Below are 23612 nucleotides of genomic sequence, written 5' to 3' on the forward strand. Positions count from 1 at the left end.
CAGTATGCCAAGGCACTGCCCGCAGCCACGGAGTGGCTGTAATGTCGGATCTGGCGCAAGCAAAGGTCCAGAGCGACCAGGACATCGCTCCGCTGTTGTTGCCCGCACAGGTGTTGCGCAACGATGCCGAGGCGATCAAAGCCGCCCATGAACTGGCACAAGTCGCCCGTCAGCAAGCGGCGCGTCGTGACCAGCAACGCAAGCTGCCCTGGGCGGAAATCGAGCAATTCACCCGCAGCGGACTGGGCAGCATCGCCATCCCCCGGGCCTACGGCGGCCCGCAGGTTTCGTTCGTCACCCTGGCCGACGTGTTCGCAATCATTTCCGCCGCCGACCCGGCCCTGGGACAGATCCCGCAAAACCAGTTCGGCGTGCTCCAGCTGATTCTCGGTACCGGCACCGAGCGGCAGAAAAAAATCCTCTTGCAGAGCGTGCTCGAAGGCTGGCGCATCGGCAACGCCGGGCCCGAGCGCGGCACCCGCAATACCCTTGAACTCAAGGCGCGGATCACCGCCGACGGTGACGGATTCGTTATCAATGGCCAGAAGTTCTATTCCACTGGCGCGCTGTTTGCCCACTGGGTGGCGGTCAAGGCGCTGAATGACGAGGGCCGGCAAGTACTGGCGTTCGTACGGCGCGGCACCCCTGGCCTGCGGATCGTCGACGATTGGTCAGGCTTCGGCCAGCGCACCACGGCCAGCGGCACCGTGCTGTTGAACAATGTGCGGGTGGATGCCGAGCTGGTCCTGGAGAACTGGCGCATCAACGAAACGCCCGGCGTGCAAGGGGCGATTTCCCAACTGATCCAGGCCGCCATCGATGCCGGCATCGCCCGTGGCGCCATCGACGATGCCATCGCCTTCGTGCGCGAACGGGCCCGGCCCTGGATCGACGCCAAGGTCGAGCGGGCCAGTGATGACCTCTACGTGATCGCCGACATCGGCAAGCTGAAAATCGAGTTGCACGCCGCCGAAGCGTTGCTGCGCAAGGCCGGACAAGTACTGGACCAAGTCAGTGCCGCGCCCATCACAGCGCAATCTTCCGCTCGCGCCTCGATTGCCGTGGCCGAAGCCAAGGCACTCACCACCGAGATCGCCCTGCAGGCCAGCGAAAAACTGTTCGAGCTGGCCGGCAGCCGCGCCACCCTCGCCGAATTCAATCTCGATCGCCACTGGCGCAACGCACGGGTCCACACCCTGCACGATCCGGTGCGCTGGAAGTATCACGCGGTAGGCGCCTACCACCTGAACGGCACCTTGCCGGCCCGGCATTCCTGGATCTGACGACCCGACCTCTGGAGCAGTACATGACGCTTTCCCAACACGTCGCGGTGATCACCAGCGATGAACAAGCCCTGATCGTGGCCAGCGACCTGGCCGATGACTTCAAGCGCGACAGCGCCCTGCGCGACCGCGAGCGCCGCTTGCCGTACCCGGAGCTGGAGGCCTTTTCCCGCTCCGGCCTGTGGGGCATCAGTGTGCCCAAGGCCTACGGCGGAGCCGGGGTGTCCAACGTCACCCTGGCCAAAGTCATTGCGCTGATTGCTCAGGCTGACGGCTCTCTGGGGCAGATCCCACAAAACCACTTCTATGCCTTGGAAGTGCTGCAGGTGAACGGCAGCGAGTCGCAGAAACAACGCCTGTACGCCGAAGTATTGGCCGGCCAGCGTTTTGGCAATGCGTTAGCGGAGCTCGGCACCAAGACCGCCCACGACCGCATCACCCAACTGCGCCGTGACGGCGAGGGCTATCGCATCAACGGCCGCAAGTTCTACGCCACGGGGGCAATCTATGCCCAGCGCATCCCCACATCAGTGGTAGATGAAAACGGCGTGCAACAACTGGCGTTTGTTCCTCGCAACAGCAAAGGCCTGACGGTGATCGACGACTGGAGCGGTTTCGGCCAGCGCACCACGGGCAGCGGTTCGGTGGTGTTCGAAGATGTCTATGTCACCGCCAACGACATCGTGCCCTTCCAGAACGCTTTCGAACGTCCCACTCCGGTGGGGCCGCTGGCGCAGATTCTTCACGCCGCCATCGACACCGGCATCGCCCGCGCCGCCTATGAAGACGCCCTGCATTTTGTTCGCAGCAAAACCCGCCCCTGGATCGACGCCACCAGCGACGTCGCCACCGAAGACCCGCACACCCTCAAGAGTTTCGGTCAACTGAGCATCCGCCTGCATGCCGCCGAAGCCCTGTTGGAACGCGCCGGTGAATTCCTCGACCGGGCCCAGGCCGACACCCAGGCCGACACGGTCGCCGCCGCCTCGATTGCCGTGGCCGAAGCCCGCGCCATCAGCACCGAAATTTCCCTGGCCGCCAGCAGCACGCTGTTCGAACTGGCCGGCAGCCAGGCGACCCTGGCCGAACATGGCCTCGACCGTCACTGGCGCAACGCCCGGGTGCACACCCTGCATGACCCGGTGCGCTGGAAATATCACGCGGTGGGCAACTTCTACCTCAACGATGAAAAACCGCCGCTGCGGGGGACGATCTGATGGCGGCCGGCAAGAAAAAAATTCTCCTCAATGCCTTCAACATGAACTGCATCGGGCACATCAACCATGGCCTGTGGACCCATCCCCAGGACACCTCGACTCAGTTCAACACCCTCGAATACTGGACCGCCCTGGCGCAATTGCTCGAGCGCGGGTTGTTCGACGGGCTGTTCATCGCCGACATCGTCGGGGTCTATGACGTGTACCAACAGTCAGTGGACGTCACGCTCAAGGAGTCGATCCAACTGCCGGTCAATGACCCGCTGTTGTTAGTGTCCGCGATGGCCGCCGTGACCAAAAACCTCGGCTTCGGCCTCACCGCCAACCTGACCTACGAACCGCCCTACCTGTTTGCCCGACGCATGAGCACCCTCGACCACCTGAGTCGCGGCCGGGTCGGCTGGAACATCGTCACCGGCTATCTGGACAGCGCCGCCAAGGCCATGGGCCTGACGGCGCAAGTCGAGCATGACCGCCGCTACGACCAGGCCGATGAATACCTGCAAGTGCTCTACAAATTGTGGGAGGGCAGCTGGGAAAACAACGCGGTCATCAACGACCGCGAGCAACGGATTTATGCCCAGCCGGAGAAAGTGCACAAGGTCCGGCACCAGGGCGAGTTCTATCAGGTCGAGGGCTATCACCTGTGCGAACCGTCGCCCCAACGCACCCCGGTGCTGTTCCAGGCCGGCAGTTCCGAGCGCGGCTTGTTGTTCGCCGGGCGGCATGCCGAGTGCGTGTTCATCAGCGGCCAGAACAAACCGGCGACCAAGGCCCAGGTGGACAAGGTTCGCGCCAGCGCCGTCGAGGCCGGGCGCAACCCTGGGGACATCAAGGTGTTCATGGGCTTGAACGTGATCGTCGGCGAGACCGAAGCGGCCGCCTGGGCCAAGCATGCCGAGTACCTGGGCTACGCCAGCGCCGAGGCCGGGGTGGCGCATTTTTCCGCGTCGACGGGGATCGATTTCTCCCAGTACGAACTGGATGAGCCGATCCAGTACGTCAAGAGCAACGCCATCCAATCGGCCACCAAGACCCTGCAGAACAACGATTGGACCCGGCGCAAATTGCTGGAGCAACACGCCCTGGGCGGTCGCTACATCACCCTGGTCGGATCGCCCGAACAGGTGGCCGATGAGTTGGAATCGTGGATCGCCGAAACCGGCCTCGACGGCTTCAACCTGACCCGTATCGTCACGCCGCAAAGCTACGTGGACTTCATCGACCTGGTGATCCCCGAGTTGCAGCGACGCGGCTCGTACAAGACCGAATACGACAACGGCACCCTGCGCGAAAAGCTGTTTCACGCAGAGGCCCATTTGCCCGAACAACACACCGGCTCGACCTACCGGCACTGACCCTGGGGCTACCGACACTGACCCTGTGGGAACAAGGCACTGTGGGAGCAAAGCTTGCTCGCGATGCGGACACCTCGGTTTTTGAGAGACCGCATCAACTTCATCGCGGGCAAGCCTTGCTCCCACATCGCTCTGTTCACCACAAAAAATATGCACCGCCTCCTAAAATGACTGGAACAACTGACATGACCAAGCACCTCCTCACCCTGCCAGTCAAAGCACTGGCCCTGGCCCTCGGCCTGTTCAGCTCGGCGCTGTTTGCCGCCGACGCACCGTTGAAGATCGGCACCACCGCCGCCTTCGCCATTCCCCTGGAAGCAGCCGTCGAAGAAGCCGGCAAGCAAGGCCTGAAGGTCGAGCTGGTGGAGTTCAGCGACTGGATCGCGCCCAACGTCAGCCTGGCCTCGGGCGATATCGACGTGAACTACTTCCAGCACATCCCGTTCCTGGAAAATGCCAAGGCCGCCGCCGGGTTCGACCTGGTGCCGTTTGCGCCGGGGATCATCAACAACGTCGGTCTCTATTCGAAAAAATACAAAAGCTTCGACGAACTGCCCGAAGGCGCCAGCGTCGCCATTGCCAACGACCCGATCAACAGCGGTCGCGGCCTGCAACTGCTGGCCAAGGCCGGGCTGATCAGCCTCAAGCCGGGCGTCGGCTACAAGGCCACCGAAGATGACATCGTCGTCAACCCGAAAAAACTCAAGATCCTCCAGGTCGAAGCCGTGCAACTGGTGCGCGCTTATGAAGATGCCGACCTGGTACAGGGCTACCCGGCCTACATCCGCTTGGCGAAAACCTTCGATGCCACGTCGGCCTTGCTGTTCGATGGCCTCGACCACAAGGAATACGTGATTCAGTTCGTGATCCAACCCAAGAGCAAGAACGACCCGCGGCTGGCCAAGTTCGTCGATATCTACCAGCACTCGCCCGCCGTGCGCGCCGCCCTGGACAAGGCCCACGGCAAGCTCTACCAAGCCGGTTGGGAAGGCTGACATGAACGCCGTCAACACTCGACTCCGCCATGACGCCCCCGCGCCGCAAAGCGCCGACCAGACCGAACTGCACCCAGAGCTGAACCGCGCCCATGTGCGCTTCATCGGCCTGGGCAAGACCTACAACGGCAGCCAGGGCCCGGTGGCCGCGCTGCAAGGCATCGACCTGGCGATTCAGCGCGGCGAGGTGTTCGGCATCATCGGCCGCAGCGGCGCCGGAAAATCATCACTGATCCGCACCATCAACCGCCTCGAGCAACCCACCAGCGGCCGGGTGTTGATCGACCGGGTGGACATCGGCGAGTTCGATGAAGACCGCCTGGTGGAGCTGCGCCGGCGCATCGGCATGATCTTCCAGCACTTCAACCTGATGTCGGCCAAGACCGTGTGGCAGAACGTTGAACTGCCCCTGAAAGTCGCCGGTGTGCCCAAGGAACAGCGCCAGCGCAAAGTCCGCGAGCTGCTGGAACTGGTGGGCCTGGATGGCAGGCACCAGGCCTATCCGGCGCAGCTTTCCGGCGGGCAGAAGCAACGGGTGGGGATTGCTCGGGCGCTGGTGCATGACCCGCAGATATTGTTGTGCGACGAGGCCACCTCGGCCCTGGATCCGGAGACCACCCAATCGATCCTCGGCCTGCTGCGCGAGATCAACCAGCGGCTGGGCCTGACCATCGTCTTGATCACCCATGAGATGGCGGTGATTCGCGAAGTCTGCGACCGGGTCGTGGTGCTCGAGCAGGGGCGAATCGTCGAGCAAGGACCGGTCTGGGAAGTCTTCGGCAACCCACAACACGAGGTCAGCCGGACGCTGCTGGCACCGTTGCAACACGCCATCCCGGAAGAACTGCAAAGTCGCTTGCAGGTACAGCCGGCGTCGGCGGATGCGGCGACGGTGCTGCGCCTGCAATTCACCGGCATAGAGCGTGAGGAACCGGATCTCGCCGCCTTGTTCAGCGCCCTCGGTGGGCGGGTGCGATTGCTGCACGGCGGCATCGAACGGATTCAGGGCCACGGGCTGGGGCAACTGCTACTGGCCGTGAGCGCCTCGTCGTGGGGCGCCGAGGAACTGCGTCAACGGGCGGGCAATTGGGCGCAACGGGTGGAGGTACTGGGTTATGTGGTTTGATCGGTTGTTGCAGGGGTTCATCGACACGTTCCTGATGGTCGGCGTGTCGTCGTTGATCGCGTTGCTGGCGGGCATACCGCTGGCGGTGATCCTGGTCACCAGCGGCAAGGGCGGGATCTATGAAGCGCCGACCTTGAACCGGGCCCTGGGCGCGTTCGTGAACCTGTTCCGCTCGATACCGTTCCTGATTCTGATGGTGGCGCTGATTCCGTTCACCCGGCTGATCGTCGGCACCACCTATGGCGTGTGGGCCGCGGTCGTACCGCTGACCATCGCCGCCACGCCGTTCTTCGCCCGTATCGCCGAAGTCAGCCTGCGGGAGGTCGACCATGGCCTGATCGAAGCGGCCCAGGCCATGGGTTGCCGACGTTGGCACATTGTCTGGCATGTGCTGCTGCCCGAAGCCCTGCCGGGCATCGTCGGCGGTTTTACCATCACCTTGGTGACCATGATCAACTCCTCGGCCATGGCCGGAGCGATCGGCGCCGGCGGCCTGGGCGACATCGCCTACCGCTATGGCTACCAGCGTTTCGACAGCCAGATCATGCTCACGGTGATCGTGTTACTGGTCGCGTTGGTCGCCGTGATCCAATTGGGGGGTGACCGCCTGGCGCGCGGCCTGAACAAACGCTGACCTATGGGAGCAGTTGCCCTGTGGGAACAGTTGACCTGTGGGAGCAGTTGACCTGTGGGAGCAAAGCTTGCCCGCGATAGCAGTATTCCATCCAACATGGATGCCAACTGGACGACTGCAATCGCGAGCAAGCTTTGCTCCCACAGGCAGATCAGCGGGCTTGCGGTATAGTCGGCTGACACTCCTCACCCAAGCCCCACACCCATGAAACACACCGCCGACGACCTGCACGCCATCACCGCCACGACCCTGAGCCATTACAACGCCGTGGCCGAGAGCTTTCGCGAAGGCACCCGCGACCACGATGTCAGCCAGAACATCGACGCCCTGCTGCGCCACATCCAGGGCCAGGCCCCACTGCACATCCTGGATTTCGGCTGCGGCCCGGGGCGCGACCTGCGCACATTCACGGCCATGGGCCATGTCGCGGTCGGCCTCGACGGTTCAGAGGAATTTGCCCGGATGGCGCGCCAGGACAGCGGTTGTGAAGTGTGGCAACAGGACTTCCTGGAACTCGACCTGCCGGCCGAGCGCTTTGACGGGATTTTCGCCAACGCGGTGCTGTTTCATGTCCCCGTCCAGGAACTGCCGCGGGTGCTCAAGCAACTGCACACCACGCTCAAGCCTGGCGGCGTGCTGTTCAGCTCCAACCCTCGGGGGGAAAACCAGGAAGGCTGGAACGGCCAGCGCTTCGGCGCCTACCACGACCTCGCGGCCTGGCGCACCTTGCTCACGGAAGCGGGCTTTGTAGAGCTGGAACATTACTACCGACCGGCGGGACTGCCGCGAGAGCAGCAGCCTTGGTTGGCGAGTGTCTGGCGTAGACCTGCTTAGGATTTGAGGACGCCATCGCGAGCAAGCTCGCTCCCACATTGGAACTGCGGTGCTCACAGATTATGAGTTCACAACTGATCAAGTGTGGGAGCGAGCTTGCTCGCGATAGCGGTGCAACAATCAATGAAGCTCGATGGTTTGGCCTCATCGCCTGGAAGCTTCACTCCTGTTTTTTCAACCACTTCTGCGACAACTGCTCCAGCCTCCCGTCATCCTTGATACGCGTCAGGGCGTTGTCCAGGCTGGCCTTGAACGCCGGATTGCCCTTCTGGAACGGAATCACCAGGCTCGGCGGCGGGCCGCTCTTTTCTTCCGGCTGGAACGACTGCGCCATGACCAACGGACGCTGCGGCTCCTCCTTGCTCGCCAGCAGTTGCGCATCCGGACGACTATAAGCGGCACTGAGGTCGAAACGTTCGGCCAGTTCCAGGGTCATTGCTATGTGGTTGATGGCGACGTCGTACTTGCCGCTCTCCACACCGGGCAGCAGATCCGCGGCATCGGTGACCACAAAATCGGGGCGTACATCGAGTTCAGCCGCGAGCATTTCACCCAGTTCCACTTCGAAGCCGGTGAGTTTGCCGTCTTCCTTGAAGTTGAAGGGCGCGGTGTTGGCCTCGAGGGCGATGCGCAGTTCGCCACGGTCATTGATGTCGTCGATCAGTTCGGCATGAGCCAGGGGGCTCAAAAGGGGTAGCAGGCAAATCAGGCCAGGCAGAAAGCGCATGGTCACTCCTTTGTATTTATACAAGCGACGCTCATTTCAGGCTCGCTTTGCTATGGTTGTTGCAGGCTTCGACAACGATTGGTCATGAAGTTGTGATGGCCAGGCGGATTTCATGGAAAAACTGGAGAAAAAAATGAAAAGCTTTATGTCTCGTGCCGCGTTGGCCGGTCTGTTATTGGGCGCTTCGATGCTGGCAAGCGCCGCGACACCGGCGCCCAAAGGTGCTGAAGTGTTCATCGTTTCCCCGGAAGACGGCGCCACCGTTGCCCAGGAATTCAAGGTCAAGTTCGGTGTCAAGAATATTGCCCTGGCTCCGGCGGGCGATGTGACCAAGAACACTGGCCATCACCATTTGCTGATCGATGTCGACAAGCTGCCTGCCGCCGGCGCGCCGATTCCAACCGACGCCAACCACGTGCACTTCGGCAAGGCACAAACCGAGACCACCATCAAACTGGCCCCAGGCAAGCACACCTTGCAATTGATTCTGGGCGACACCGGCCACATGCCGTTCGACCCGTCGATCGTGTCCAAGAAAATCACGGTGAATGTGAAATAACGGCACTCACTGAAGAACCGCAAAACCCTGTGGGAGCGGGCTTGCTCGCGAAGGCGGTGTATCAGCCAGAAATACATAGACTGACACACCGCCTTCGCGAGCAAGCCCGCTCCCACAGGTTATGTGTACGACAGAAAAAACGGGAGCCCCTTGCGAGGCTCCCGTTTTTATTCGGCTAGTAGCTCGTTACTGCGCCTTAGAACAACACCCGGCAACGAATCGTGCCATTGATGTGCTGCAGCTTCTCTTGCGCCAGGTCCGAGTATTCGGCGTCGACGTCGATCACGACGTAGCCGACTTTCTCGTTGGTCTGCAGGAACTGACCGGAAATGTTGATGCCGTTTTCGGCGAAGACCTTGTTGATCTCGCTCATCACACCCGGGATGTTCTCGTGGATGTGCAACAGGCGGTGCTTGCCAGGGTGGGCCGGCAGGGCCACTTCCGGGAAGTTCACCGACGACACCGACGTACCGTTGTCGCTGTACTTGACCAGTTTCTCCGCCACTTCCAGGCCGATGTTGGCTTGGGCTTCAGCGGTGGAACCGCCGATGTGCGGGGTCAGGATCACGTTGTCCAGGCCACGCAGCGGGCTTTCGAAGATGTCGTCGTTGGAGCGAGGCTCCACCGGGAACACGTCGATGGCGGCGCCGATCAGGTGCTTGTCCTTGATCGCGTCGGCCAGGGCATCGAGCTTGACCACGGTGCCACGCGCGGCGTTGATCAGAATCCCGCCCTTCTTGATGGCACGGATTTCCTTCTCGCCGATCATCCACTGGGTGGCGGCGGTTTCCGGCACGTGCAGGGTCACGATGTCGGACATGCCCAGCAGCTCGTGCAAGTCGTTGACTTGGGTGGCGTTGCCCAAGGGCAGCTTGGTCACGGTGTCGTAGAAGTACACTTGCATGCCCAGGCCTTCAGCCAGGACCGACAACTGCGTGCCGATCGAGCCGTAGCCGACGATACCCAGCTTCTTGCCACGGATTTCGAAGGAGTTGGCCGCGCTCTTGATCCAGCCGCCACGGTGGCAGGAAGCGTTCTTCTCAGGGATGCCGCGCAGCAACAGGATCGCTTCGGCCAGCACCAGCTCGGCAACGGAACGGGTGTTGGAGTACGGCGCGTTGAACACTGCGATACCGCGCTCGCGCGCCGCGTTGAGGTCAACCTGGTTGGTGCCGATGCAGAAGCAGCCGACCGCCACCAGCTTCTTGGCGTGGTCGAAGATCTCTTCGGTCAGTTGAGTACGGGAGCGAATACCGATGAAGTGAGCATCGGCGATCTTTTCCTTGAGCTGGGCTTCCGGCAGAGAACTGGTGATGTACTCGATGCTGGTGTAGCCCGCCGACTTGAGGACGTCGACAGCCGATTGGTGGACGCCTTCGAGAAGAAGGAACTTGATCTTGCTCTTATCGAGAGAAGTCTTGCTCATCTGCGTAAACCTGTGTCCCGGAGAAAAATGGCAGGGAATCGGACAGCGCATGCTGGCCCGACCGGCGTGACAGCCGTCGCCGCAGAACAGCCGTTGGGCACTACGCTGCGGGGTCGGTATGCTAGCATACGCACCCCGCAAACACTCATTCCTGCGACGTGAAGCGTTCTCAGGATGACCATGAATTGTTCGAGAGTTCTGTCGATGACCCATCCTGCCGTGATAGATGAGCTGAAGACCCTGGTTGAGCCTGGCAAGGTCTTGACCGATGCCGACTCCCTGAACGCTTACGGCAAGGATTGGACCAAACATTTCGCCCCGGCGCCCTCGGCCATTGTCTTTCCCAAGACCACCGAACAGGTCCAGGCCATCGTGCGCTGGGCCAATGCGCACAAGATCGCGCTGGTGCCATCGGGCGGGCGCACCGGGTTGTCCGCCGCCGCTGTGGCCGCCAACGGCGAAGTGGTGGTGTCATTCGACTACATGAACCAGATTCTCGACGTGAACCTCACCGACCGCACTGCCGTGTGCCAGCCGGGCGTGGTCACCGAACAGCTACAGAACAAGGCTGAAGAACATGGCCTGTACTACCCGGTTGACTTCGCTTCGGCCGGTTCCAGCCAGATTGGCGGCAATATCGGCACCAATGCCGGCGGAATCAAGGTCATTCGCTACGGCATGACCCGCAACTGGGTGGCGGGCATGAAGGTCGTCACCGGCAAGGGTGACCTGCTGGAGCTGAACAAGGACCTGATCAAGAACGCCACCGGCTACGACTTGCGGCAGCTGTTCATCGGCGCCGAAGGCACCCTGGGCTTCGTGGTCGAGGCCACCATGCGCTTGGACCGTGCGCCGAAAAACCTCACCGCCATGGTGCTCGGCACCCCGGATTTCGATTCGATCATGCCGGTGCTGCACGCCTTCCAAGGCAAACTGGACCTGACCGCCTTCGAATTCTTCTCCGACAAGGCCCTGGCCAAGGTCCTCGGTCGTGGCGACGTACCGGCACCGTTCGAAACCGACTGCCCGTTCTACGCCCTGCTGGAATTCGAAGCCACCACCGAAGAAGTCGCCAACCAGGCCTTGGAAACCTTCGAGCACTGCGTGGAACAAGGCTGGGTGCTGGACGGCGTGATGAGCCAGAGCGACACTCAGCTGCAAAACCTGTGGAAGCTGCGCGAGTACATCTCAGAAACCATCTCCCACTGGACGCCGTACAAGAACGACATCTCGGTGACCGTCTCCAAGGTTCCAGCTTTCTTGCAGGAAATCGACGCGATCGTCGGCGAACACTACCCGGACTTCGAAATCGTCTGGTTCGGTCACATCGGCGACGGCAACCTGCACCTGAACATCCTCAAGCCGGAAAACCTGAGCAAGGATGAGTTCTTCGCCAAATGCGCCACCGTGAACAAATGGGTCTTCGAAACCGTCGAGAAGTACAACGGCTCGATTTCCGCCGAACACGGCGTGGGCATGACCAAGCGCGACTACCTGACCTATAGTCGCTCGCCCGTGGAAATTGAATACATGAAAGCCGTGAAGGCCGTCTTCGACCCGAACGGCATCATGAACCCGGGCAAGATTTTCGCGATTTGACGCCTAAAACACCTGATGCCCCCCAAAAGCAGGAGTCGGTAATGAGCTATCAGCACCAGTATGTCGACGGTACACGTATTCATTTTCCACTAGGGAAAGTGGTGTGTATTGGCCGTAACTACGCCGAACATGCAAAGGAACTGGACAACCCGGTGCCCACCGAACCTTTGCTGTTCATCAAGCCGGGCAGTTGCGTGGTGCCGCTGGAAGGCGGCTTCAGCATTCCCGCCGACCGTGGCTCGGTGCACTACGAGGCGGAAATCGCCGTGCTGATCGGCAAGCCATTGTCCACCAAGCCCAGCGTTGAAGAAGTACTGGACGCGATCTCCGGCTTCGCCCCAGCCCTGGACCTGACCCTGCGGGACAAACAGGCCGAGCTCAAGGGCAAGGGCCTGCCATGGGAAGTGGCCAAGTCCTTCGACGGCGCGGCGGTGATCGCTCCATTTGTCTCGAAAGATACCTTTGCCGACCTGACCGACATCCCCGTGCGCCTGACCATCAACGGTGAAGTGCGCCAGGACGGCAACAGCAGCCTGATGCTCAACCCCATCGTGCCGATGATCCAATACATGGCCGGTTGCTTCTCGCTGCAGGCCGGCGACGTGATCCTCACCGGCACTCCGGCGGGCGTCGGGCCGCTGAATGCGGGCGATGAACTGGTCCTGGAACTGCCAGGGGCGAGCCGCTTCGAAAGCAGCGTTCGCTAACAGCTACACCTATGCCCCCCTGTGGGAGCGAGCTTGCTCGCGATAGCGGCATGTCAGCCAACCTCAATGTTGGAAGTGATGACCTCATCGCGAGCAAGCTCGCTCCCACAGGTGTATAGGGCGCCTATCCGATCATTTACCGTTTTTTTCACATGCCATCCGGATAATTCCAAGGAATGCGGCATCTGAGCCAGCCACTCCCTAGCCGAACTTTTTCTGGAACGCATTCCCCGATGGCCAAAACCCAAGCACTGCCTGCCACCAAACCTGCCCGCCGCTCGCGCTTCGCCCTGCCCTGGTATGCCTGGTCGCTGCTGGCGGTGGCCGCCGCCTATGGCCTGGCGTTTGCGATGCATTGGGACGACCGTGGCCTGCTTTGGCTCTCGGAACACTTCCAGAGCCCGGCCCAGCGCCAGGAAAGCATTTGGTTGCCGAACTACCGCGCCGTGATCGACGCCAAGCCGCTACCGGGCATGGAGAAGGACGAGGCGTCCGATGTGACCTACAACCCGCAGACCAAGACCCTGTTCGCAGTCATGGGCAAGAAGCCGTTCCTGGCGGAACTGACCCTGCAAGGCGACGTGCTGCGCAAGATGCCCTTGGTGGGTTGGAGCAATCCCGAGGGCGTGGCTTATATGGAGAACGGCCTACTGGCCATCACCGACGAGCGAAGTCACACCCTGACCATCGTCCACGTCGATGCCGATACCCGCGAACTGAACAATGCCGACTTCCCCCACTATGATCTCGGCCCATCCAAGAACCAGAACAAAGGGTTCGAAGGGATCGCCTGGGACCCGCGCAACCAGCAGTTGATACTCGGCGAAGAACGCCCACCGGCACTGTTTACCTGGAAAAGCGACGGCAGCCAACAGCTCAAGGGCGACAAGCAGATCCATGTCAGCAATGAATTGGACCTGCGCAACCTCTCGGCCTTGGCGATCGACCCGCGCACCGGCCATACACTGGTGCTTTCGGCCGACTCCCACCTGCTGCTGGAACTGGACGAAAAGGGCGAGCAGGTCAGCTTCATGACCTTGCTGGGCGGCTTCAACGGCCTGAAAGACACGATCCCTCGCGCCGAAGGCGTCACCATTGATGAGGCCGGCAACCTGTACGTGGTCAGCGAGCCGAACCTGTTCTATCGTTTCGAAAAACAGCGCTGACAGCACTAACTCTGTAGGATAAGTCCTCCTTCGTTGTAGGGTGTGGCACACAGCCATTAAGTTTCAGTTCAGGCAGCCGTGGTATTTCCACCCACCTGTTCTTATCCGAGCCCACCCCAACATGCGTCGACTCGCCCGCCCCAAGCCCTTGATCCTGATACTGCTGACGCTGGTGCTGATCCTCCTGATCGCCGCCGGCCAGCACCTGCGCTTGTTCGAGCGCGCCTGGTTCAACCTCAACACCTATTGGAAACCCACCAGCGAAGAGACCATCGCCCTGGACCAATACCGGGTCACGGTGGAGGCTCAAGTGATCGACGGTCTGGACGATGACGTTTCCGCGCTGACGTTCGATCCGATCCGCAAGAGCCTGTTCACCGTCACCAATAAAAATGCCGAACTGATCGAATTGTCGTTGGACGGCAAGATTTTGCGGCGCATCGCCCTGATCGGTTTTGGCGATCCTGAGGCGGTGGAATTCATCAGCGAAGACACTTACGTCATCACTGACGAGCGCCAGCAGCGCCTGATCAAGATTCACCTGGAAGACGACACCCAATTCCTCGACGCCGCCGACGCCGAGCAGATGACACTTGGCGTGCACATGAGCGGCAACAAGGGGTTCGAAGGACTGGCGTACGACTCGGTGGGCAAACGCCTGTTCGTGGCGAAAGAGCGCGACCCGATGCTGATTTATGAAGTGCATGGCTTTCCCCATCACAATCCGGAAAAGTCCTACGCGGTCCATGTGATCAACAACCCCAAGCGAGATGCCGGGCTGTTCGTGCGCGACCTTTCAAGCCTGCAATACGACGAGCGCAGCGGTCATTTGCTGGCACTGTCCGATGAGTCACGGTTGATTATCGAGCTGGATATCGACGGCCGGCCGTTGAGCACGCTGTCGTTGAGCAAGGGCGGCCAGGGCCTGCAAAAAACCGTGCCCCAGGCCGAAGGCCTCGCCATGGACGACGATGGCAACCTGTACCTGGTGAGCGAGCCGAATCTGTTCTATGTGTTCAAGAAACCGCAGCCTTGATGCACCACAAACCTAATGTGGGAGCGAGCTTGCTCGCGATGGCGGTATGTCAGCCAACATCAGTGTGTCGGATAGACCGCCATCGCGAGCAAGCTCGCTCCCACAGGGTTGGGTGTTGAATCAATAACTGATTGCCCGACCTATTCAGCCCGCAGGGTCTTCACCCCTTCAGCAGTCCCCAGCAACAGCACATCCGCCGGACGGGCAGCGAACAAACCATTAGTGACCACGCCAACGATGGCGTTGATCTGGCTTTCCAGTTCTACCGGGTTGGTGATCTGCAGGTTATGCACGTCCAGGATGATATTGCCGTTGTCGGTCAGCACGCCTTCGCGATACACCGGGTCGCCGCCCAGCTTCACCAGTTGCCGGGCCACGTGGCTGCGGGCCATGGGAATGACTTCCACCGGCAACGGGAAGGCGCCGAGCACGGGCACCAGTTTGCTGGCGTCGGCGATGCAGATGAAGGTCTTGGCCACCGCCGCGACGATCTTCTCGCGGGTCAGGGCCGCGCCGCCGCCCTTGATCAGGTTCAGGTGCTCGTCGCTTTCGTCGGCGCCGTCGATGTAGAACTCCAGGTCGCTGACAGTGTTGAGCTCGTACACCGGGATCCCGTGGCCCTTGAGCCGCGCGGCGGTCGCTTCGGAGCTGGCGACGGCGCCGTCGAACGCGCCCTTGTGTTGCGCCAGCGCATCGATGAAGCAATTGGCCGTGGAGCCGGTGCCGACCCCGACGACGCTCTTGTCATCCAGTTTCGGAAGGATGAGGTCGACGGCGGCCTGGGCCACGGCCTGTTTGAGTTGATCCTGGGTCATGCGGGCTCCGAAGGTGCCGAGAGGGAACGAAAGGCCGGCATTATAGGCGCCGAAAGGGTCCCGGTCATTGCCTGAATAGCACCGATCCAGTGTGGCAAGGGAGCTTGCTCCCGCTCGGCTGCGAAGCAGGCGTGATTGATCTCTCCCGTATATCGATGGGGGACCGCTTCGCGATCCAGCGGGAGCAAGCTCCGTCGCCACAGGGGTTCGGTGCCCTCAAACCACTTAATTCGTGTGGTCGCCCAGCCAAAAGCCGGGTTAGACTCCTTGGCCCTGCCCAACCCGCTCAGTGATGCTTTCCGATGCTTGAACAGTACGTCAAAAAGATCCTCACCTCGCGCGTTTACGACGTTGCCGTAGAAACCCCGCTGCAGACCGCTCGCCAGCTCTCCGAGCGGCTGGGCAACAGCATTTTGCTCAAGCGTGAAGACTTGCAGCCGGTGTTCTCGTTCAAGATTCGCGGGGCCTACAACAAGCTGACCCAGCTCAGCGACGAAGAGCGCGCCCGCGGCGTGGTCACGGCTTCGGCGGGCAACCACGCCCAAGGGCTGGCCCTGGCGGCCAAGGTGTTGGGGGTCAAGGCCACCATCGTGATGCCCAAGACCACCCCGGAAATCAAGGTCGAAGGCGTGCGCTCCCGTGGCGGCAAAGTGGTGCTGCACGGCGACTCGTTCCCCGAAGCCCTGGCCTATTCGCTGAAACTGGTGGACGAAAAGGGCTACGTCTACATCCACCCCTATGACGATCCCCACACCATTGCCGGGCAGGGCACGGTGGCGATGGAGATCCTGCGCCAGCACCCCGGGCGCCTGGATGCGATTTTCGTCCCGGTGGGCGGTGGCGGGCTGATCGCCGGGATCGCGGCCTACGTGAAATACCTGCGCCCGGACATCAAGATCATCGGCGTCGAACCGGACGACTCCAATTGCCTGCAAGCGGCCATGGCCGCGGGCGAGCGCGTGGTGCTGCCGACCGTGGGGCTGTTCGCCGACGGCGTTGCCGTGGCGCAGATCGGCCAGCACACCTTTGATATCTGCAAGCACCACGTGGACGAAGTGATCACCGTCAGCACCGACGAGATCTGCGCCGCCATCAAGGATATCTACGACGATACCCGCTCGATCACCGAACCTGCCGGCGCCTTGGGCGTGGCCGGGATCAAGAAGTACGTCGAGTCACGGGGCATCAGCGGCCAGACCCTGGTGGCCATCGACTCCGGCGCCAACGTCAACTTCGACCGCTTGCGCCACGTCGCCGAGCGCGCCGAGCTGGGCGAAGGCCGCGAAGCCATTATCGCCGTGACCATCCCCGAGAAGCCGGGCAGCTTCAAGGCGTTCTGCGAAGCCGTCGGCAAGCGCCAGATCACCGAATTCAACTATCGCTACAACACCGGCAGCGAAGCGCACATTTTCGTCGGCGTGCAGACCCACCCGGAAAACGACCCGCGCAGCGCGCTGATCGCCAGCCTCACCGAACAAGGCTTCCCGGTGCTGGACCTGACCGACAACGAACTGGCCAAGTTGCACATCCGCCACATGGTCGGCGGGCATGCGGCCCATGTCATCGACGAAGTGGTGCTGCGCTTCGAATTCCCGGAACGCCCGGGCGCGCTGTTCAACTTCCTCAACAAGCTGGGTGGGCGCTGGAACATCTCGATGTTCCACTACCGCAACCATGGCGCGGCGGACGGCCGCGTGGTCGCGGGGCTGCAAGTGCCTCACGATGAACGCCACCTGGTCCCCGCCGCCCTGGAAGAAATCGGCTATCCGTACTGGGATGAAAGCGATAACCCGGCGTATCAGCTGTTCCTGGGATGAACCCCATAGTCGCGCCCCGTGGCGAGGGGATTTATCCCCGTTGGGCTGCGTAGCAGCCCCAAAAAGGCTGAATGAGGTCTGCCTGAAACACCACAGGGCCAGGCTTCAGGGCCGCCTCGCCACAGGGGCTAAGCTGTAGCGCAAGTCATAAGGAAATCGAACGATGGAAACGTTAATCACGCTGAAAATTGCTCACGTCGTCGCCACAGTGTTGCTGTTGGCAGGAGCCCTGGGGCTGGCCATCTGGGTCTGGCGCACGCGCCGCAATGGCGATGCCACGGCGGCCGCGCGCACGCTGCAACGTCCGCGGCTGTTCATCTGGCTGGTGATGATCCTGGCACTGGCGAGCCTGCCCTTCACCGGCTGGTGGATGGTTCATCAAGTCGGCTGGCCGCTGGGCCAGACCTGGCTGCTGGCTTCCAGCGTGCTCTACACCTTGGCGGCGCTGGCGGGGTTCTGGCTGGTGGTGCGGCTGAACAAACTGCGCAAGGCGCCAGCGGTGGGCGCCGGGAAGTTTACGTTTGCCTTGGCGCTGTTCAGTGTTGTCTGCTTTATCGCCATTGCGGGGTTGATGGGGGCCAAGCCGGTTTAAGGCTTGGGACCGCGGCGCTTTCATCGCGAGCAAGCTCGCTCCCACAGGGGATTTGTGTCGATCACGCAACCTCTGTGGGAGCGAGCTTGCTCGCGATGACGATTTCAGCCACGCAACGAAATCACCGGCCAACCACGCCTCTGGGCCTCGGCCCGAAGGTTCGGATCCGGATCCACCGCCACCGGATGCGTCACCACCTCCAGCAACGGCAAGTCGTTCATCGAGTCGCTATAGAAATAGCTGCCGTCGAGGGAATACCCGGTTTCTTCCAGCCAACGGTTCAAGCGAGTCACCTTGCCCTCGCGAAAACACGGAATATCGATGCTGCGCCCGCTGTAGCGCCCGTCGACCATCTCGCACTCGGTGGCAATCAGGGTCTCCACACCCAGGCGCTCGGCAATCGGCGCGGTGACGAAGCGGTTGGTGGCGGTAATGATCACCAGCTTGTCACCGGCGTCACGGTGTTTTGTCAGCAGTTCGATGGCCTGGGGCAATACGATCGGCTCGATGCAGTCGCGCATGTAATCCAAGTGCCACTGGGCCAGCACGTGCATTTCGGTACGGCCGAGGATTTCCAGGCAAAAATTCAGGTACTCGGCGTTGTCGAGCTTGCCGGCCAGGTAATCCTGGTAGAACGCGTCGTTACGCGCTTTATAGGTAACAGCATCCAGGAAACCGCGCTCGCACAGGTAATCGCCCCACGCGTGGTCGCTGTCGCCGCCCAGCAATGTGTTGTCCAAGTCGAATAAAGCCAGCCGCATTGCAGTTACTCGCTGAAAAATCTGAAGAAAGGCGTCCAGAATACGGACTTTTCACAAGAGTGCACATAAGCTAGGGGCGCTCGTTGCTGCTTTCACAACCTTTGTGGAACAATGCGGCGACATGCGTTTGCGAGGTTGTTGCCGTGATCGATCCCGATGGTTTCCGTCCCAATGTGGGGATCATTCTTACGAATGATGCTGGGCAGGTGCTATGGGCTCGCCGTATCAATCAAGACGCCTGGCAGTTTCCCCAGGGTGGGATCAACCCCCAGGAGACGCCGGAAGAGGCCTTGTACCGCGAGTTGAATGAAGAAGTGGGGCTTGAGCGAGAAGATGTCGAAATACTCGCCTGCACCCGAGGCTGGTTGCGCTATCGTTTGCCGCAACGCCTGGTCAGGACGCACAGCCAACCGCTGTGCATCGGCCAGAAGCAGAAATGGTTTCTCCTGCGCCTGATCTCCAACGAGCAGCGGGTGCGGATGGATTTGACCGGTAAACCGGAGTTCGATGGCTGGCGCTGGGTCAGCTATTGGTATCCGTTGGGCCAGGTGGTGACATTCAAGCGCGAAGTGTATCGACGCGCTCTCAAAGAGCTTGCCCCGCGCCTGCTGACGCGCGACTGACGACGGAGTTCGACCCCGAGCCATGCTCAATACGCTGCGCAAGATCGTCCAGGAAGTTAACTCCGCCAAGGATCTCAAGGCGGCGTTGGGGATTATTGTATTGCGCGTCAAAGAGGCCATGGGCAGCCAGGTCTGCTCGGTCTACCTGCTGGACCCCGAGACCAACCGTTTCGTGCTGATGGCCACCGAGGGCTTGAACAAGCGCTCGATCGGCAAGGTCAGCATGGCTCCCAATGAAGGCCTGGTCGGCCTGGTCGGCACGCGCGAAGAACCCCTGAACCTCGAAAACGCCGCGGATCACCCGCGCTACCGCTACTTTGCCGAAACGGGTGAAGAACGCTACGCCTCGTTCCTTGGCGCACCGATCATCCACCACCGCCGCGTCGTCGGCGTGTTGGTCATCCAGCAAAAAGAACGCCGCCAGTTCGACGAAGGTGAAGAAGCCTTCCTCGTGACCATGAGCGCGCAACTGGCGGGGGTGATCGCCCACGCCGAGGCCACCGGCTCGATCAGTGGCCTGGGTCGCCAGGGCAAGGGCATCCAGGAAGCCAAGTTCGTCGGTGTGCCGGGTTCGCCGGGCGCGGCGGTGGGCACGGCGGTGGTCATGTTGCCGCCCGCCGACCTCGATGTGGTGCCGGACAAGACCATCACCGACATCAATGCCGAGCTGGGCTTGTTCAAGACCGCCATCGAAGGCGTGCGGGCTGACATGCGGGCCCTGTCGGCCAAGCTGGCGACGCAGCTGCGCCCCGAAGAGCGCGCGCTGTTCGACGTTTACCTGATGATGCTCGACGATGCCTCCCTGGGCAGCGAAGTGACCACCGTCATCAAGACCGGCCAGTGGGCCCAGGGCGCGCTGCGTCAGGTGGTGACCGACCACGTCAACCGCTTCGAACTGATGGACGACGCCTACCTGCGCGAGCGCGCCTCGGACGTCAAGGACCTCGGCCGCCGCTTGCTGGCGTACTTGCAGCAGGAGCGCCAGCAGACCCTGGTCTACCCCGACAACACCATCCTGGTCAGCGAAGAACTGACCCCGGCCATGCTCGGCGAAGTGCCCGAAGGCAAGCTGGCGGGGCTGGTCTCGGTATTGGGCTCGGGCAACTCTCACGTGGCGATCCTGGCCCGGGCCATGGGCATCCCGACGGTGATGGGCCTGGTGGACCTGCCGTACTCCAAGGTCGACGGCATCCAGATGATCGTCGATGGCTACCACGGCGAGGTCTACACCAACCCCAGCGACGTGCTGCGCAAGCAGTTTGCCGATGTGGTGGAGGAAGAAAAACAACTGTCCCTGGGCCTGGATGCGCTGCGGGACCTGCCGTGCATAACCCTCGACGGCCACCGCATGCCGCTGTGGGTCAACACCGGCCTGCTGGCCGACGTCGCTCGGGCGCAGAAGCGTGGTGCCGAGGGTGTGGGGCTGTACCGCACCGAAGTGCCGTTCATGATCAACCAGCGCTTCCCCAGCGAAAAGGAACAGCTGGCGATCTACCGCGAACAACTGGCCGCGTTCCACCCGCAACCGGTGACCATGCGCAGCCTGGACATCGGCGGCGACAAGTCCCTGTCCTACTTCCCGATCAAGGAAGACAACCCGTTCCTCGGCTGGCGCGGCATCCGCGTGACGCTCGACCACCCGGAAATCTTCCTGGTCCAGGCCCGCGCCATGCTCAAGGCCAGCGAGGGCCTGAACAACCTGCGCATCCTGTTGCCGATGATCTCCGGCACCCATGAACTGGAAGAAGCCCTGCACCTGATCCACCGGGCCTGGGGCGAAGTCCGCGACGAAGGCACCGACGTGCCGATGCCGCCGGTGGGGGTGATGATCGAGATTCCGGCGGCGGTGTACCAGACCAAGGAACTGGCCCGGCAGGTGGACTTCCTGTCGGTGGGTTCCAACGACCTGACCCAGTACCTGCTGGCGGTGGACCGTAACAACCCACGGGTTGCCGATCTGTACGATTACCTGCACCCAGCGGTGCTGCAAGCTTTGCAGAACGTGGTGCGTGATGCCCATGCCGAAGGCAAGCCGGTGAGCATCTGCGGCGAAATGGCCGGCGACCCGGCGGCGGCAGTGCTGTTGATGGCGATGGGGTTCGACAGCCTGTCGATGAACGCCACCAACCTGCCGAAAGTGAAGTGGATGCTGCGCCAGATCAACCTCAGCAAGGCCCAGGAGTTGCTGGCCGAGGTGATGACCATCGACAACCCGCAGGTGATCCACAGCTCCCTGCAACTGGCGCTGAAGAACCTTGGGTTGGCGCGGATGATCAATCCGGCTTCGAACAAGACGCTCTGAACCTGCGGCGCCCCAATCGCGAGCAAGCTCGCTCCCACAGGGGATCTCGGTTGTTCACAAAATATGTGTTCACCGCAGATCCATTGTGGGAGCGAGCTTGCTCGCGATTGGGCCAGACCTGATACCACAAAAGCTAGATCCTGATCTCCACCTCCCCCAAATGCCCCCCATGCGGCCCGAAACTGCGCTCGACCATCTGCCGCGTACCATCGGCATGGACAATCAACGCCGTACTCGCCCGTGTTCCATAAGCCGGGCTGGCAATGAACACACTCGATAGCAGCATCTCGGTCGCCAGGCCCACCCCCGTGTCCGGCAGTTCCGCCACCGGCGCGGGTTGTGGGTCGTTCAGCAGCGCCAACAAGGCCTCAGGCTGCGGATCGTCCAGCACCTCGCCCAGGGCCGCCCGAGCCTTGAGCAATTTGGGCCATGGCGTGTTCAGCCCAGCGTTCGACACACCATAGACCCCTTCGGCCAGCCGCTGGGGCTGGGTATCGCGGGCGTTGTGGTGCCACAGCTCAGTGCCATCGCCGAGCAGCAGGTTGAAGCCACCGTACTCGCCGGCGCGGGGCACGACTTCGCTGAGGTAATCGGCAATCGACAGATTCCCGGTCAGGAACCGCGCCACCAGCTCACCGCGCGACTTGAAGGCCGGCACCTGGCCCGGGTCGCGGATGTTGGTCAACGCGGCAAAGCGGCCCTCGGCGCCGATGCCGAGCCAGGTGCCACCGGCTTCGAGATCGCGCCCGGCATGGACATGGGGCGCGTCAGGCCATTGGGCCAGGGGCAAGGTCGGCCGAGCGTAGAACTCGTCGCGGTTGGCCGCCACGATCAGTGGCTGGGCGTGGTTGGGGCGCCAGGCAAATATGATCAGGCACATCAGGTAGTCCCGTTAGTAATGCCAATCCGCTGAAAGAATAAAGCCAGACAGTTTTTGTGGGAGGCACTGTGTGGGAGCAAAGCTTGCTCGCGAAACAGGCGCCTCGATTTCTGAAAGACCGTAGCGCCGCCATCGCGGGTAAGCCTTGCTCCCACAAAGCGGGGCGACATTTCGCTAAATCCCCTCGCCACAAGGTTTCGTGCCAAATGCTGTGATCACTCTACCCACACATCGCCCCCACATCCATCGCCTTCACTAGAGCCCAAGCCCCTCGATCCGTTACCATGCCGCTCTTATTTCGGGGATGGCGGGGAGAGGCTGGTGGAATTTGTGCTCTATCTGCTACTCGGCGCCTGCGCCGGCGTGCTGGCCGGGTTGTTCGGCGTGGGTGGCGGGATGATCATCGTCCCGGTGCTGGTGTTCAGTTTCACACTGCAGGGTTTCGATCCGCAGGTGTTGACGCACCTGGCCGTCGGCACGTCCCTGGCGTCGATCATCTTCACCTCGGTCAATGCCGTGCGCGAGCATCAGCGCAAAGGCGCGGTGCGCTGGCCGATATTCGCCTGGATGACCGTCGGCATCCTGATCGGTGCCGGTTTCGGCGCCGTCACCGCCGAAGCGATTTCCGGCCCGCACCTGCAAAAGATCATTGGTGTATTCGCCATGATCGTCTCCGTGCAACTGGCCCTGGACTTCAAGCCCAAGGCCAGCCGCACCGTACCGGGCAAGGCCGGGCTGACCGTGGCCGGCACGGTGATCGGCTGGGCCTCGGCGATTTTCGGCATTGGCGGCGGCTCGCTGACCGTGCCATTCCTGACCTGGCGCAGCGTGCCGATGCAGCAAGCGGTCGCGACCTCGTCGGCCTGCGGTTTGCCGATTGCCCTGGCCAGTGCACTCAGTTTCATGATTCTGGGCTGGCACGATCCGCTGCTGCCGGCCCATAGTCTCGGTTTTGTGTATTTGCCGGCGCTGCTGGGCATCGCCTTGACCAGCATGGTCTTCGCCCGTTTCGGCGCGCGGCTGGCCCATCGCCTGTCACCGCGCTTGCTCAAGCGGTTGTTTGCCGCCCTGCTATTCTGCGTGGGCTTGAGTTTTCTGTTCTGACGCAATCCTGGCTTAATCCTGAGGTGGCAGCGTCGCCCGGGTATTTTTGAC

General features: G+C 61.8%; 22 protein-coding genes. 17 read left to right on the forward strand and 5 right to left on the reverse strand.

The genetic code is table 11. The annotated features are described in order from the left end of the window. Window positions 1-41: 41 nt before the first annotated feature. The 7 genes from AC3A5O_RS02060 to AC3A5O_RS02090 all read left to right on the forward strand — a co-directional run bounded on the left by AC3A5O_RS02060 (window position 42) and on the right by AC3A5O_RS02090 (window position 7447). Entirely contained in the window at window positions 42-1283 is a 1242-nt protein-coding gene (locus tag AC3A5O_RS02060; RefSeq protein ID WP_305491504.1) for an SfnB family sulfur acquisition oxidoreductase, read from the forward strand. 23 nt (window positions 1284-1306) lie between these two features. Continuing rightward, window positions 1307-2500 carry an SfnB family sulfur acquisition oxidoreductase gene (locus AC3A5O_RS02065; protein WP_487752803.1) on the forward strand — a complete coding sequence of 398 codons (1194 nt, stop codon included), beginning with the start codon at window positions 1307-1309 and terminating at the stop codon, window positions 2498-2500. After that, window positions 2500-3858 carry an LLM class flavin-dependent oxidoreductase gene (locus AC3A5O_RS02070; RefSeq protein WP_487752804.1) on the forward strand — a complete coding sequence of 453 codons (1359 nt, stop codon included), beginning with the start codon at window positions 2500-2502 and terminating at the stop codon, window positions 3856-3858. The genes AC3A5O_RS02065 and AC3A5O_RS02070 overlap by 1 nt, the downstream gene beginning before the upstream one ends. Window positions 3859-4043: 185 nt before the next feature. Continuing rightward, complete coding sequence (locus AC3A5O_RS02075; protein ID WP_305469201.1) at window positions 4044-4853, forward strand: MetQ/NlpA family ABC transporter substrate-binding protein; 810 nt, start codon at window positions 4044-4046, stop codon at window positions 4851-4853. A 1-nt stretch (window position 4854) separates the two neighbouring features. After that, complete coding sequence (locus AC3A5O_RS02080) at window positions 4855-5979, forward strand: methionine ABC transporter ATP-binding protein (RefSeq protein WP_487752805.1); 1125 nt, start codon at window positions 4855-4857, stop codon at window positions 5977-5979. After that, window positions 5969-6613 carry a methionine ABC transporter permease gene (locus AC3A5O_RS02085; protein WP_122565169.1) on the forward strand — a complete coding sequence of 215 codons (645 nt, stop codon included), beginning with the start codon at window positions 5969-5971 and terminating at the stop codon, window positions 6611-6613. Before AC3A5O_RS02080 ends, AC3A5O_RS02085 begins: the two co-directional genes overlap by 11 nt. A gap of 204 nt (window positions 6614-6817) precedes the next feature. Next, entirely contained in the window at window positions 6818-7447 is a 630-nt protein-coding gene (locus tag AC3A5O_RS02090) for a class I SAM-dependent methyltransferase (protein ID WP_354337976.1), read from the forward strand. A gap of 160 nt (window positions 7448-7607) precedes the next feature. On the opposite strand, the gene AC3A5O_RS02095 is transcribed toward AC3A5O_RS02090, so the two are convergent. Then, complete coding sequence (locus tag AC3A5O_RS02095) at window positions 7608-8174, reverse strand: transporter substrate-binding domain-containing protein (RefSeq protein WP_487752806.1); 567 nt, start codon at window positions 8172-8174, stop codon at window positions 7608-7610. Between the two features lie 133 nt (window positions 8175-8307). Between AC3A5O_RS02095 and AC3A5O_RS02100 the strand changes: the two genes are divergently transcribed. Then, window positions 8308-8733, forward strand: coding sequence for a DUF4399 domain-containing protein (locus tag AC3A5O_RS02100; RefSeq protein ID WP_122565367.1), 426 nt, complete (start codon window positions 8308-8310; stop codon window positions 8731-8733). Between the two features lie 196 nt (window positions 8734-8929). On the opposite strand, the gene serA is transcribed toward AC3A5O_RS02100, so the two are convergent. Continuing rightward, window positions 8930-10159: a phosphoglycerate dehydrogenase gene (gene serA, locus AC3A5O_RS02105; protein ID WP_122565165.1), complete on the reverse strand. Its 1230-nt coding sequence runs from the start codon at window positions 10157-10159 to the stop codon at window positions 8930-8932. Between the two features lie 204 nt (window positions 10160-10363). Here serA and AC3A5O_RS02110 point away from each other — a divergent pair, with 204 nt between their 5' ends. From AC3A5O_RS02110 to AC3A5O_RS02125, 4 genes are all read left to right on the forward strand, one after another. Next, a complete protein-coding gene (locus AC3A5O_RS02110; RefSeq protein ID WP_122565164.1) occupies window positions 10364-11758 on the forward strand; it encodes an FAD-binding oxidoreductase in 1395 nt (464 codons plus the stop codon). Window positions 11759-11799: 41 nt separating this feature from the next. Then, complete coding sequence (locus AC3A5O_RS02115) at window positions 11800-12465, forward strand: fumarylacetoacetate hydrolase family protein (RefSeq protein ID WP_122565163.1); 666 nt, start codon at window positions 11800-11802, stop codon at window positions 12463-12465. 233 nt (window positions 12466-12698) lie between these two features. Then, window positions 12699-13631, forward strand: a complete 933-nt coding sequence (locus AC3A5O_RS02120) for an SdiA-regulated domain-containing protein (RefSeq protein ID WP_305469189.1) — start codon at window positions 12699-12701, stop codon at window positions 13629-13631. Between the two features lie 121 nt (window positions 13632-13752). Then, window positions 13753-14667, forward strand: coding sequence for an SdiA-regulated domain-containing protein (locus tag AC3A5O_RS02125; protein ID WP_122565161.1), 915 nt, complete (start codon window positions 13753-13755; stop codon window positions 14665-14667). A 140-nt stretch (window positions 14668-14807) separates the two neighbouring features. Here the strand turns inward: AC3A5O_RS02125 and rpiA are convergent, their stop codons facing one another. Further along, entirely contained in the window at window positions 14808-15482 is a 675-nt protein-coding gene (rpiA, locus tag AC3A5O_RS02130) for a ribose-5-phosphate isomerase RpiA (RefSeq protein ID WP_122565160.1), read from the reverse strand. Window positions 15483-15784: 302 nt separating this feature from the next. Between rpiA and ilvA the strand changes: the two genes are divergently transcribed. Continuing rightward, the gene (gene ilvA, locus AC3A5O_RS02135) at window positions 15785-17299 is read left to right on the forward strand and encodes a threonine ammonia-lyase, biosynthetic (protein WP_072409243.1); all 1515 of its coding nucleotides are present in this window, start codon (window positions 15785-15787) and stop codon (window positions 17297-17299) included. A 163-nt stretch (window positions 17300-17462) separates the two neighbouring features. Next, the gene (locus tag AC3A5O_RS02140; RefSeq protein ID WP_354337968.1) at window positions 17463-17891 is read left to right on the forward strand and encodes a DUF2269 family protein; all 429 of its coding nucleotides are present in this window, start codon (window positions 17463-17465) and stop codon (window positions 17889-17891) included. A gap of 104 nt (window positions 17892-17995) precedes the next feature. Here AC3A5O_RS02140 and AC3A5O_RS02145 read toward each other — a convergent pair whose 3' ends face one another. Beyond that, on the reverse strand, window positions 17996-18652 hold the full coding sequence (locus AC3A5O_RS02145; protein ID WP_487752807.1) for a histidinol-phosphatase: 657 nt from the start codon (window positions 18650-18652) through the stop codon (window positions 17996-17998). 143 nt (window positions 18653-18795) lie between these two features. Between AC3A5O_RS02145 and AC3A5O_RS02150 the strand changes: the two genes are divergently transcribed. Both AC3A5O_RS02150 and ptsP read left to right on the forward strand, forming a co-directional pair. Beyond that, window positions 18796-19275, forward strand: coding sequence for an RNA pyrophosphohydrolase (locus AC3A5O_RS02150; protein ID WP_003186867.1), 480 nt, complete (start codon window positions 18796-18798; stop codon window positions 19273-19275). A 22-nt stretch (window positions 19276-19297) separates the two neighbouring features. Continuing rightward, the gene (gene ptsP / locus AC3A5O_RS02155) at window positions 19298-21577 is read left to right on the forward strand and encodes a phosphoenolpyruvate--protein phosphotransferase (protein ID WP_122565156.1); all 2280 of its coding nucleotides are present in this window, start codon (window positions 19298-19300) and stop codon (window positions 21575-21577) included. Between the two features lie 133 nt (window positions 21578-21710). Here the strand turns inward: ptsP and AC3A5O_RS02160 are convergent, their stop codons facing one another. After that, entirely contained in the window at window positions 21711-22457 is a 747-nt protein-coding gene (locus tag AC3A5O_RS02160; protein ID WP_122565155.1) for an NRDE family protein, read from the reverse strand. A 321-nt stretch (window positions 22458-22778) separates the two neighbouring features. Between AC3A5O_RS02160 and AC3A5O_RS02165 the strand changes: the two genes are divergently transcribed. After that, complete coding sequence (locus tag AC3A5O_RS02165) at window positions 22779-23561, forward strand: sulfite exporter TauE/SafE family protein (protein ID WP_122565154.1); 783 nt, start codon at window positions 22779-22781, stop codon at window positions 23559-23561. Window positions 23562-23612: the final 51 nt, after the last annotated feature.

The sequence above is a fragment of the Pseudomonas sp. Soil_N_39 genome (assembly GCF_057655955.1).

What these genes read in the sequence shown, in the direction of transcription:
- AC3A5O_RS02060 (WP_305491504.1), top strand. Translation starts at nt 42, where the DNA reads ATGTCGGATCTGGCGCAAGCAAAGGTCCAGAGCGACCAGGACATCGCT.
- AC3A5O_RS02065 (WP_487752803.1), top strand. Translation starts at nt 1,307, where the DNA reads ATGACGCTTTCCCAACACGTCGCGGTGATCACCAGCGATGAACAAGCC.
- AC3A5O_RS02070 (WP_487752804.1), top strand. Translation starts at nt 2,500, where the DNA reads ATGGCGGCCGGCAAGAAAAAAATTCTCCTCAATGCCTTCAACATGAAC.
- AC3A5O_RS02075 (WP_305469201.1), top strand. Translation starts at nt 4,044, where the DNA reads ATGACCAAGCACCTCCTCACCCTGCCAGTCAAAGCACTGGCCCTGGCC.
- AC3A5O_RS02080 (WP_487752805.1), top strand. Translation starts at nt 4,855, where the DNA reads ATGAACGCCGTCAACACTCGACTCCGCCATGACGCCCCCGCGCCGCAA.
- AC3A5O_RS02085 (WP_122565169.1), top strand. Translation starts at nt 5,969, where the DNA reads ATGTGGTTTGATCGGTTGTTGCAGGGGTTCATCGACACGTTCCTGATG.
- AC3A5O_RS02090 (WP_354337976.1), top strand. Translation starts at nt 6,818, where the DNA reads ATGAAACACACCGCCGACGACCTGCACGCCATCACCGCCACGACCCTG.
- AC3A5O_RS02095 (WP_487752806.1), bottom strand. Translation starts at nt 8,174, where the DNA reads ATGCGCTTTCTGCCTGGCCTGATTTGCCTGCTACCCCTTTTGAGCCCC.
- AC3A5O_RS02100 (WP_122565367.1), top strand. Translation starts at nt 8,308, where the DNA reads ATGAAAAGCTTTATGTCTCGTGCCGCGTTGGCCGGTCTGTTATTGGGC.
- serA (WP_122565165.1), bottom strand. Translation starts at nt 10,159, where the DNA reads ATGAGCAAGACTTCTCTCGATAAGAGCAAGATCAAGTTCCTTCTTCTC.
- AC3A5O_RS02110 (WP_122565164.1), top strand. Translation starts at nt 10,364, where the DNA reads ATGACCCATCCTGCCGTGATAGATGAGCTGAAGACCCTGGTTGAGCCT.
- AC3A5O_RS02115 (WP_122565163.1), top strand. Translation starts at nt 11,800, where the DNA reads ATGAGCTATCAGCACCAGTATGTCGACGGTACACGTATTCATTTTCCA.
- AC3A5O_RS02120 (WP_305469189.1), top strand. Translation starts at nt 12,699, where the DNA reads ATGGCCAAAACCCAAGCACTGCCTGCCACCAAACCTGCCCGCCGCTCG.
- AC3A5O_RS02125 (WP_122565161.1), top strand. Translation starts at nt 13,753, where the DNA reads ATGCGTCGACTCGCCCGCCCCAAGCCCTTGATCCTGATACTGCTGACG.
- rpiA (WP_122565160.1), bottom strand. Translation starts at nt 15,482, where the DNA reads ATGACCCAGGATCAACTCAAACAGGCCGTGGCCCAGGCCGCCGTCGAC.
- ilvA (WP_072409243.1), top strand. Translation starts at nt 15,785, where the DNA reads ATGCTTGAACAGTACGTCAAAAAGATCCTCACCTCGCGCGTTTACGAC.
- AC3A5O_RS02140 (WP_354337968.1), top strand. Translation starts at nt 17,463, where the DNA reads ATGGAAACGTTAATCACGCTGAAAATTGCTCACGTCGTCGCCACAGTG.
- AC3A5O_RS02145 (WP_487752807.1), bottom strand. Translation starts at nt 18,652, where the DNA reads ATGCGGCTGGCTTTATTCGACTTGGACAACACATTGCTGGGCGGCGAC.
- ptsP (WP_122565156.1), top strand. Translation starts at nt 19,298, where the DNA reads ATGCTCAATACGCTGCGCAAGATCGTCCAGGAAGTTAACTCCGCCAAG.
- AC3A5O_RS02160 (WP_122565155.1), bottom strand. Translation starts at nt 22,457, where the DNA reads ATGTGCCTGATCATATTTGCCTGGCGCCCCAACCACGCCCAGCCACTG.